8 protein-coding genes and 1 pseudogene are annotated in these 6,993 nt (G+C 65.7%); all 9 read left to right on the top strand.

From position 1 onward, the window contains the following. Window positions 1-993 (top strand): annotated as a pseudogene (locus AB4Y99_RS25430) (hypothetical protein); the annotation flags it as partial. A 1-nt stretch (window position 994) separates the two neighbouring features. Continuing rightward, window positions 995-1,666: a DUF4376 domain-containing protein gene (locus AB4Y99_RS25425; protein WP_441525282.1), complete on the top strand. Its 672-nt coding sequence runs from the start codon at window positions 995-997 to the stop codon at window positions 1,664-1,666. Window positions 1,667-1,868: 202 nt separating this feature from the next. Then, window positions 1,869-3,086 carry a phage tail sheath protein gene (locus AB4Y99_RS25420; RefSeq protein ID WP_441525281.1) on the top strand — a complete coding sequence of 406 codons (1,218 nt, stop codon included), beginning with the start codon at window positions 1,869-1,871 and terminating at the stop codon, window positions 3,084-3,086. A 26-nt stretch (window positions 3,087-3,112) separates the two neighbouring features. After that, window positions 3,113-3,661, top strand: coding sequence for a phage major tail tube protein (locus AB4Y99_RS25415; RefSeq protein ID WP_441525280.1), 549 nt, complete (start codon window positions 3,113-3,115; stop codon window positions 3,659-3,661). A 31-nt stretch (window positions 3,662-3,692) separates the two neighbouring features. Next, on the top strand, window positions 3,693-4,121 hold the full coding sequence (locus tag AB4Y99_RS25410; protein WP_441525279.1) for a phage tail assembly protein: 429 nt from the start codon (window positions 3,693-3,695) through the stop codon (window positions 4,119-4,121). Window positions 4,122-4,277: 156 nt separating this feature from the next. After that, window positions 4,278-5,003 (top strand): phage tail tape measure protein, encoded by a 726-nt coding sequence (locus AB4Y99_RS25405; protein WP_441525278.1) that lies wholly within the window; start codon window positions 4,278-4,280, stop codon window positions 5,001-5,003. Then, a complete protein-coding gene (locus tag AB4Y99_RS25400; RefSeq protein WP_441525277.1) occupies window positions 5,000-6,442 on the top strand; it encodes a phage tail tape measure protein in 1,443 nt (480 codons plus the stop codon). The genes AB4Y99_RS25405 and AB4Y99_RS25400 overlap by 4 nt, the downstream gene beginning before the upstream one ends. Then, a complete protein-coding gene (locus AB4Y99_RS25395; RefSeq protein ID WP_441525276.1) occupies window positions 6,442-6,867 on the top strand; it encodes a phage tail protein in 426 nt (141 codons plus the stop codon). The genes AB4Y99_RS25400 and AB4Y99_RS25395 overlap by 1 nt, the downstream gene beginning before the upstream one ends. Then, the coding region (locus AB4Y99_RS25390; protein WP_441525283.1) for a tail protein X at window positions 6,867-6,993 on the top strand (127 nt) is incomplete at its 3' end. The genes AB4Y99_RS25395 and AB4Y99_RS25390, both read left to right, overlap by 1 nt.

The raw sequence follows: 6,993 nt of genomic DNA, 5'->3' as shown, positions 1-6,993 counted from the left end.
TTGATCACGCAAGGCGTGCAAGCCGCCCTCGACATGATCAGCCAGAACGTCGCGCCGCAGCTTGCGGCGTTGACAACGCAGATGAACGATCTTGAGGACGCGCTCGAAGACCTCATCGGCGGCGGCGTTGCGCCGAACTCGCTTCAACTCGGCGGTCGTAACCCGGACTATTATCTCGCGCTCGCCAATGCGACCGGGACACTGCCCGTCACCCAAGTATCGGGTGTCGATGCTCTGGTCGCAGCGGCCGTCGCGGGCTTGGTCAATTCTGCTCCGACGACGCTGGACACGTTGAAAGAGCTGTCCGACGCCATCGGCGGCGACGCCAATTTCGCCACCCACATGGCGGAAGCGCTTGGGTTCCGCTTGCGCGTCGATGCGGATCAGAGCCTGACCGCCGAGCAGAAGGCGCGGGCATTTTCGAACCTTGGCTTTGCGCCGAGCGATTATTACACGAAGACGCAGTTCGACACCTCCGTCGGCGCGGCGAATACGGCAGCGGCGAACGCCAATGCCAACGCCAATGCGCGGGTGTCCAAGGCCGGCGACATGATGACGGGTGATCTTTGGATCACCATGACTTACCCGATGGTTCACCTCACCTACCCCGGCATCTACCACTGGCGGATTTTCGTCAACAATGACGGGCGCTTGATCATCGGCAACGGGGATGACGGCTCTGTTAAGCTCGCCATCGGCGTTGATGGCTCTGCGAACTTCGGGCAGTTCGGAGACCTCAACGCCCGCATCGAGAACCGTGCCTACGAATGGGCGATGAACGGACGCGATCAAGCCAACAGCACCGCCAACGACCGCGTTCACCGCATCCAGTTCGTTGGATATGGCGAAACTGGTGCTCAGGCTCCGCAGTTTGACCATCCGACCGTTTGCTCGGATGCGTGGTGGAACACGAACACCGTGGTTCGTCGCGCTCGAACGCAACAGATGCACGTTCCAGCTCTAGGCGGGTGGGTCAATGCGTGGGTGAACTGACATGAACATCATCGACCTCGGATATTGGGAAGCCTATCGTTTCACCGCTGGCGACGGCTTGGAAATCGCCAAGTACCGGAATGCGGCGGGCTATGATTGGTATTCAACTGTCGCCCATAATCCGAACCGGCCGATGGGGGTGACGGCCGTTGTCGCGCCCGATGGAGCAGTGATCATCGCCTATAACGACGTCGCACAGGCCGAGCCGCGCCTGGGGCGCGTTGTGGTTCTCGAAGGGTTCGACGGGAGCCTTGCAGATCTCGTTGGCAAGCGGGTCAATTTGGCTGCGGGAATCATTGAGCGCCACGTCACCGACGAAGCGATCAATTTCGAGCGCGCTCGACGCGAGTCGGTTGGCTGCACCGTCGAAGTCTCAGGATATGGCCCCATACCCATTCAGGGGCGCCCCACGGATAAGACCAACATGCAGGCTCTTGCGTTGGCCGCCAGTCTTAGACAGCAGGCCGGCACCGAACAAATCACGGTCTTCCGCGACGCAGTTAACGCGGACCACCAGCTCACCAACGCGCAGATGATCGAGGTCTATGCCAAAGGGACGGCGTGGATCGAAAACCTCTACAAGGCGTCTTGGGCAATTAAGGCGCTCGACCCGCTGCCGCAGGATTACGACGACGACTCTCACTGGACCCGTCCGGCGCCCACCTCGGCGTAACTCCGGCGTTGCCGCAGTGACCAAGCGCTCGGCATCCCGGACGTCGCGCAGGCCGCCAGAGAGGCGGCGCTGATCTGATCCATCGCCCGGCAGGGGCATGAAACGAAGGCCCCTGACGCCCGTCAGGGGCCTTTTGCATGGGCCGCATCCGTAGCCTCGGCGCCAACCTCAGCGATGTCAAGCGCCGGCTCCGGAGCAGAAAATGGCCACCACCGAACGGTTTCACGGCACGCGCGTCTTCAAGGAAGGCCAGACCGCGCGCCCCGTCGAGGTCACCGACTATTCGACCTGCGGCACGGTGATGATCGCGCCGAATGCCGACCCGGACGTCTATCCGCTCGACGAGCTCGTCACCGTCTTCACCAACGATACCGCAGCACGCACGGCGGCCGGCACCGGCGGCAATGTCGAGGCGATCTGGGACGCGATCGACGACCAGGGCGTCGTCGCCGAGTTGCAGGTTATCCGCGTCCCCGAGGGCGCCTCGGCCGTGCCGCAGACCAAGCTGGAACAGACGATCGCCAATATCGTCGGCTCGGGCGCCAACAATTCCGGGGTCCATGCCTTCAAGGAGGCTTCAAAGCCCGCGAAGCTGCTCTTCGTCCCGGGCTATGACAGCCAGCGTATCGCGAATGCGAAGAACCCGGTCGCCGCCGAGCTGACTGGCATCGCCGACCGGCTGCGCGCAATCAAGATCCTGAACACGCCCGACGCCTCGAAGGAGGCGGCGGAAACTTATCGCGCCGACTTCGCCGACGATCCGCGCGCCTATCTCTTCCACCCTTCCGCCAAGGTGTTCCGCGGCACCACCATCACCGAGCCGGCCTCAGGCCGTGTCGCGGGCCTTTTCGTCAAGCGCGACAAGGAGGTCGGCGGGCCGTTCCGCAGCCCGTCCAACCAGACGATGGGCGGCATCACCGGGCCGTCCCGGCCGATCCCCTACTACGACGGCGAGCCGGACAGCGAGGCGAACTGGCTCAATCAGCACGAGATCGCGACCCTGCGCGCCGGCTCGATCCTGTGGGGCAACCGGACCTGCGCCGCCGATCCGCTCGACGCCTTCGTCAATGTCGTGCGCACGCAGGACATGATCGATGACACGGTCATGCGAGCCTTCTATTGGGCGCTCGACGACAACCTGTCGGTGCCGCTCGCCCAGGCGATCCTGGAGACGCTCGACAATTTCGGCGACGAGCTGAAGAGCAAGGCGGGCGTGCTCGGCTTCCGAGCCTGGTTCGACCGCAGCCAGAACACGAATACCGCGCTCGCCGGCGGCATCCTGCGCCTGACCTATGACCGCGAGCCGGCCGCGCCGCTCGAAGATCTCCAGTTCGGCGCCCGTCGCAACGTGGAGTACTACGCCACGCTCGCCGACGGCATCCTCAACATCTCCAGCAACATCACCGCCGCCGCGGCCTGACGGCGGACGGACGGCCGGAGGCCTCCATGACCAAGCTTTCGCTCCTCAACGTCCGCGGCATGAACTGGTATGTCGAGGACGCGGCCGGCACGCCGCTGAACATGCATCTCGCCACTGAGAGCTCGAAGGTGCCGGCGATGTCGGAGAACTTCGACACGTTCGTGCCAGCGGCGACCAACGGTGCGATCGAGATCCCGCTGAACCGCGAGGCGCTGGAGATCAGCCTGGCGACGAAGGGCCTCCAGCCCGAGCTGCTGCGTCTGTTCTCGACCCCCTTCGGTGTGCGCCGCAAGTTCACCGGCTTCGGCGTGCTGGTGAACGAATACGGCACCACCGATGCCGAGCGCCTGCAGCAGGTCGTTGCGACGGCCTATGCCCGGCTCGGCGCCGAGATCGACGAGCACAACGGCACCTCGCTGATGGGCACGAGCTATTCCATCAAGTCGATCGCGAAATACGTGCTGACCATCGGCCAGACCGAGATCTGCCGCTTCAACATCGAGCTCGGCGGCTGGGTCGACTACGAAGGCCAGCAGGCGCAGATCGCCAACATGCTCGGCCTGAACGGCGGCTGACGCCATGGTCACGTTGCCGCACGACCCCGATTTGGATCCGATCCGTCCGCCGCCCGGCGCCCCCGACCAGCTCGGCGTGGTGCGGGCGCCGGCGCCGGAGCCCGCCGCCAGCGCCATTGCCTGGTCAGTTCCGGCGCCGGAGATCCGGCCGGCCGATCCGGCCGCCTGGTCGACCGCCGTCCCGCTGGAATTCCCGCTCGTCGTCGACGGCGTCAGGCTCGACCGGATCGCGATCCATCGGCCGACCGGCGCGGACATCGCCGAGTTGATGGAAGACGACGGCAACGAGGCGACCCTGCCAGTTCGGCTTCGCGCGCGGATCTGCGGCGTCCATCCGGCCGTCTTCGGCGCCATGTGGCCGGACGATTCGGAGCGGGTGGCCGAAGCCTGCCGCCCTTTCTTGCCCAGCGCCATCCTCGACATCGAGGCGGCGCTGGAAGCGGCAAGCGCGAGCGGCTGATCCAGCGTTCGCCGCTTGCTCTTGTCCCGCTGATGGCGATCGAGGTGGCGCGCGGGACCGGAACGCCTCTGCCGACCGTCCTGACCTGGACGGTCGATCGAATTCTGTTCTGGCATGGCGAGGTCTCGACCCTCGCCGGCACCTGAGGGCCGTCGCATGCGCGTCAAGATGATCCTCGACCTGGTCGCCAACACCAAAGGCGGTGCGAAGCAGGCGCAACGCGACCTCAAGGGTGTGAAGGATGCCGCCAAGAGCCTGGACGGTGCCAAGGGCGGCCAGCGGATCAGCCGCGATTTCCTGAACCTCGCCTCCAGCTCGAAGACCGCGACACGCAACCTCAAGGACACCAAAGCCGCCACCGATGCGCTCGGCCGGAGCTCCGGCGCCAAGAAGCTCGGCCGCGAGCTGGACGACGTCGGCCGGAAGGCCGCACGGGCCAAGCGCGAGCTCGCGCAGCTGCAGACGACGGAAGGGCGCCGTGCCGCCCGTTTGCAGGCTCAGGCCCGAGCAGAACGCCGTAAGGCCGAGCAGGGCACGAGCACCAGTGGAGGCGCGCTCTTTGCCGGTACGAAAGGGCTGGTCGGCGGCTACCTCGGCATCCAGGGCGCCCGCATGGCTGGCCGCGCGACGGTCGGCCAGTCGATCTCCTTCGAAAAGGCCATGGCGGAGGTCCAGAAGAAGGTCGACGGGATGGATGATCCCGCCGAGCTCCAGAAGATGGAACAGGCCGTCTCGAAATGGGCGATTGCTTATGGCCGTGCCCGGGAGGAAGTCGCCTCCCTGGTCGCCGAGGCCGGCGCGGGCGGCGTGACCCTAAAGGCGCCTCGACGTTACGGACTGCCACCGAACAGCAGGACCGCGTCGACGAAGGCCTTAAGATGATCGGGCTGACCGCCAAAAAGGCGGAGCAGGGCATGAAGAAGAACGCCGCAGGCACCATGATCGACGTGCTGGAGCGGCTCGAAAAGTCCACCGACAAGGCTAAGGTGGCGATCAAGATCTTCGGGAAGGAGTGGTGGGACGAGGTCGCCCGCGCGGGCCAGGCGCTGCCGGAAATCCGCAAGAACATCGACATCGTTACCGATCCGAAAAAGCACGTTGGATCGGCGCAGAACAACCTCAACATCGAACTTCGAACCACTGACAAGCATTTGAAGCGGCTCTCGGCGCTCACCAGCGAGGTCGGCGACAAGCTCGGCCGCTGGGCGCTGCCGGCGATCAATGAGGGCATCGAGAAGATCATCGCGGGCATGGATGCGCTGGATAAGCGCGCGGCCGACAAGAAGGCCGAGACGAGCCTCGCGGAGAAAGTCGCCAACAACCTGCCTCTCACCCCCGAAGAGCGGGAGAAGCTGGCCAACGACCGCCTGCTGGCCGCCCGCGTCACGGGCCAGGGCAACGCCATCGCAGCGCGGAAAGACTATGAGGACACATCCAACCGCACCTCGCAATCCGAGCCGCAGACGGTTCTGTCGGAGCGTGCTCAGCTGCTGCGCCGTCAGCTCCAGCGCCAGATCGAGACGCTTGAAACCGAGTTGAAGCTTTCGCCGGATGGTTATGGCGACCGGAAAAAGCGCAAGAAGCTGGAAAACCTGCGCAAGCGGCTCACCGATATCCCGACCGGCTCCTTCGACCTGTATGCGACGCGTCCGGATGCTCGCCGGCCGGCCGACCAGGAAGAGCGCGGCCAGGCCGATCGAGGCGAGGCCATGGCGCTCCGCGAGCGCGTGCTGCAGTTGGAGGCGCGCCTTGCCACTCTGGACGAACTGCGGCGGACCTCCGGCAACCAGGAAGACCGGTTGGGCTACGGCGCCGATGCCATGCCGCATGAACGCCGGCGGAACGAGGCTGACGAGAATATCCGCAATCGGATCGCGCCGAACGCAACGGCGGCCGGCAAGTTCGGCTTCGGCCCCGGCGGCGCGCCGACGACCGCGCAGCCGAAAGGTGCCGGGCCAGCAACCCAATCGTTCCGGCCGTCGATCAAGAACTGGGCGAGCAGCGTGCTGGGCGCCCAGGACATCGATTTGAGCGGCATCGGCATTACGATCGCAGAGAGCCTCGCGCAGGGGCTGAAGAGCGGAGGCGGCACGGCCGAAGCCGCTGCCGGCGGAATCCGTAACGGTATCACCGGCGCCTTCTCCGGTGCTGATCTCTCGGCCGCCGGCGCCCACATGATGGCCACGCTGGAGCAAGGGATCACCGCGGGGGGCGATCGCGCCGTCGCCGCGGCCGAGCGCGTCGCAGGCCGGGTGAAGGGCGCCTTGGCCGCTGGCGGCCGGCAGTCGCTCTCGGGTGCGCTCCATGACGGTGTTGAGTAATGGCCGGCACTCCGATCCTCGCCATCGGCCCACACATCTTCGCCGCGCTGCCCCTATCGCTGCAGAAGATCGAGGAGCGCACCAAGATGAACTGGCCGGCAATCAAGCGCTTCGGCGTCGGGCCGGCCCGCCAGAACACCGGCCGCGACGAGGACGAGTTCACCGTCGAGGGGCTGTATTTCGACGACGAATGGGGCGGGCATGCCGAGTACTTGGCCTTGAAGGCAACCCAGAGGGCGGGCGTGCCGGTCGAACTGCTCGGCGTCGCGGCCRGCGGCGGCGCGTCCGTCTTCGGAACCGTGGTCATCCTGGAGGTCGGCGCCTCACATTCCGTCATTCGGACGAGCGGAATCGGTGCAAAGACCGAGTTCGACGTGAAGCTGGCGCCCTTTGGCGGCGAGCTCTCCTTCGGGGGGCTGCTCTGATGCGTGTCCAGGTCACCCGCGAGAACATGACCCTCGACCTCGTCGTGTGGGAGGCGTTCGGCCGGCAAGACCCCGGCGTGGTCGAGCAGGCCTTTGCGCTCAATCCGGGTCTGGCGGCGCTCGGCC

The organism is Allobosea sp. TAB14 (assembly GCF_052113865.1).
Taxonomy (GTDB): domain Bacteria; phylum Pseudomonadota; class Alphaproteobacteria; order Rhizobiales; family Beijerinckiaceae; genus Allobosea; species Allobosea spartocytisi.
This window is presented reverse-complemented; position numbering and strand designations above follow the sequence as displayed.